This window comes from Actinosynnema sp., from assembly GCF_052038725.1.
Window position 1 is genome coordinate 1 of sequence record NZ_JBQGCX010001200.1, and the last position, 1787, is coordinate 1787.

Genomic DNA, 1787 nt, shown 5'->3' on the forward strand with positions numbered 1-1787 from the left:
ATCAGGCTCGACACCTCCAGCGCGCCCTGCGAGACCCGCCACGCGCCGAGCCCCAGCACGAGGATGATCGCGAACTGGATGCCCGACCAGGCCACGGTCCAGGCGACGGCCTCGCGCCGCACGGCCCGGACGCTGTGCCGGTAGGCGGCGCGCGCGTCGCCGAGGACCCGCTCGGTCTGCCGCGCCTCGGCCCGGCTGGCCTTGACCGTGCGGATGGCGCGCAGCGTGCCCTCCAGGACGCCGCCGAGCTTGCCGACGTGGTCCTGCGCGAGCTCCTGCTCGCGGGCGATGGCGGGCATCAGGACGGCGAACACGACGCCGAGCACCACGACCGAGACCACCGTGGCGCCGAGCAGCGCGAGGTCGAGCACGGCCATCAGCACGAGCGTGCCGACGAGCGTGACGGTGCCGTTGACCAGCCCGATCACGCTGCTGGACGCGGCCTCGCGCAGCAGCACGGTGTCCGAGGTGACCCTGGTGACCAGCTCGCCGCCGGGTCGGCCGGTCACGGCGGGGACGGTGGCGCGCAGCAGCCGCTTGACCATGGACTCGCGGGCGTCGAGCACGACGCGCTCGCCGAGCTCGCCGAGGATCACCCACTGGATGGTCCAGATCACCACGCCCGCGACCAGCAGGGCGAGCATCGTGCCGACCGGGGCGGCCAGCGAGCCGCCCGCGCCGAGCGAGTCGAGGACCCACTTGGTGACCATCGGGGTGGCCAGGGTGGTGGCCGAGCCGACCAGGGACAGCGCCAACCCGAGGGCGAGGGCGCCCCTGTGCGGGCGGGCGAACGACCAGAGCACCCGCAAGCGCGGTAGTGCCTGCTTCACCTTCGGGGGATTCATGCTCAAAAGTAGAACATCAGTGTTCCAAAGTTGTCAAAGATGATTCCGTTTGGGGATGGGCAGTACGGTTCCCCCATGAGCGAGGCGCGCAGCGAACCCGTCGTGAAGGCCGGGTCCCCGAAGGCCGGGTCCCCGAAGGCCGAGTCCGGTTCACGGGCCAGGACCCGGCGGGCGATCCTGGACGCGGCCGTGCGGGAGCTGAGCGCGAACGCGGCCGTGCCGCTGGGCGAGATCGCCACCGCCGCCGGGGTCGGGCGGACCACCCTGCACCGGTACTTCCCCGAGCGGGCCGACCTGCTGGCGGCGGTGACCGCGCACGTCGACGAGCAGATCGCCTCGGCCACCACGCGGGCCAGGCTGGACGACGGGTCGGCGAGGGCGGCGCTCGGGCGGCTGTGCCAGGAGTACTTCGAGCTGGGCGACGTGCTGACGCTGATGTTCAACAGCCCGGTCGCGCCGAACGGGCGGGAGTGGCCCGACGAGACGCCGTCCGACCACTCGGTGCGGGACGCGATCGGCCGGGGGCACGCCGAGGGCGACGTGGACGCGGCACTGGGGCGGGACTGGGTGCTGAACGTGGTGTGGAGCCTGCTGTTCTCCACCTGGGACATGGTCAGCACGCAGGGCGCGCCGAAGCACGAGGCCCTGACGCAGTGCCTGCGGACGCTGGACAAGGCGCTGGCGCCCTGACCGTCCACTCAGGACTTGCCTACAGGCGGTCGAACGGCTCGGCGTAGCGGAAGGTCCCGCGCGCGGCGGGGTCGTGCGCGGCGAGCGGGCGGACCTGGAAGTGCGGCTCCCACTCGGGAACCGGCGGCGCGACGCCGACCTCGCCGCACGGCAGGAAGCCGAACCGGTGGTAGTAGCCGGGATCGCCGAGCAGGGCCACGAGCGGTTCGCCGAGCGCGTCGGCCGCGCCGAGCAGGGCGTGCACGAGCGCGC

General features: G+C 73.2%; 2 protein-coding genes and 1 pseudogene. 1 reads left to right on the forward strand and 2 read right to left on the reverse strand.

The features are described 5' to 3' along the window. The coding region (locus ACTUAL_RS25115; RefSeq protein WP_440901982.1) for an ABC transporter ATP-binding protein at positions 1-845 on the reverse strand (845 nt) is incomplete at its 3' end. 75 nt (positions 846-920) lie between these two features. On the opposite strand from ACTUAL_RS25115, the gene ACTUAL_RS25120 reads away from it, so the two are divergent. Beyond that, complete coding sequence (locus ACTUAL_RS25120) at positions 921-1535, forward strand: TetR/AcrR family transcriptional regulator (RefSeq protein WP_440901983.1); 615 nt, start codon at positions 921-923, stop codon at positions 1533-1535. 19 nt (positions 1536-1554) lie between these two features. Here ACTUAL_RS25120 and ACTUAL_RS25125 read toward each other — a convergent pair. After that, a pseudogene (locus ACTUAL_RS25125) lies at positions 1555-1787 on the reverse strand (GNAT family N-acetyltransferase); the annotation flags it as partial.